Annotated in this window: 1 protein-coding gene; it reads right to left on the minus strand. The window is 63.6% G+C overall.

Features of this window, described 5'->3' with window-relative positions:
• A partial coding sequence (locus AC097L_RS25660; protein ID WP_479589523.1) for a TonB-dependent receptor occupies positions 1-1,075 on the minus strand: 1,075 nt, incomplete at its 3' end.
• Positions 1,076-1,125: the final 50 nt, after the last annotated feature.

A 1,125-nucleotide genomic window follows, 5' to 3' on the forward strand; every position in this document is an offset into this window, starting at 1 on the left:
TCGCGCCCAGCCGTTTGCGCCACGCGCCAATCTGCATCGTGTACGAGCCGGTGGGGGCACCGGTGGCAGCGGCGAAGGTGTCGTAGTCACCCGTCATGCGGTCGTAGCGCAGGCCGCCCAGCAGCTTCCAGTGGGGGGTAATCTGGACCAGGTCCTGGGCGTAGATGCCCACGCCATTGGATTCGAAGCCATTGCCGGGACGGTAGACGCGCAAGTCTTCGTTGAACGACGCGCCGTCGTTCGGGGTGCCTGCCGTGGTGCTGGGCTTGGTGGTGGCCACGCCGCCCTGGGCTACGGTTAATCCGGCCATGACGGTGCGCTTTTCTTGCGCAAAGTCGATACCGGCCAGCACTTCGTGGCCCACGCCCAGGGCTTCAAACTTGCTGCTGAAGTCGGACTGGACGTACAGGTTGTCCATCTGCTGCACTTTGGCCTGCAGTGAGCGGGTCATCACGGTGGATGGGTTGAAGGTGGCCAGCGACACGGCCTGGCCGCCCACTGCGGGCACGCGGATCAGGCTGGCACGCATGTCGCGGTTGTAGTCGCCCTTGCGGATCGAGGTCTTCAGCTCCGAATCGGGGCTGAAGCGGTGCAGGTGGCTGAGCGACACATAGGCCGCCTTGGTGTTGTTGTAGTCGCTGGCCATGCCGTAGTAGGCATCGGGGTCGAGCTTGGTGTTGAGGCCGGTTTCCGCCACGGTAGAAGCGGCGGTGGGGCGAATCCACGGCAGGCCGTAGTTCATGCCGTTCTTGTTGTTCAGGTAGTACAGGCCTGCCGAGAACTCGTCCGAGCTGCCGATGCCGAAGCGGTACGCCGCTGCCAGGCCTTGTTTGTCGATGCTGGAGCCCGCGCCGTTGTTGTCGGCGGAGTTGGTCATCAGGTTCAGGCGCAGGGCCGCGTCGTCGGCGGTCTTGATGTTGAAGTCACCGGTCAGGCGGCGGTACTTGCTGTTGCCCAGGGTCAGGTTGACTTCGCTGGCATCTTTCAGCAGCGGCTGCTTGTTGACCTGGTTGACCGCACCGCCGGTGGGGCGACGGCCAAACAACATCGAGGCAGAGCCACGCAAAATTTCCACGCGGTCATCGTTGAAAGTGTCGCGCTAGTAGAAAGCCGGATCGCGGGTAC

It is taken from the genome of Rhodoferax sp. RT5P35, from assembly GCF_056521385.1.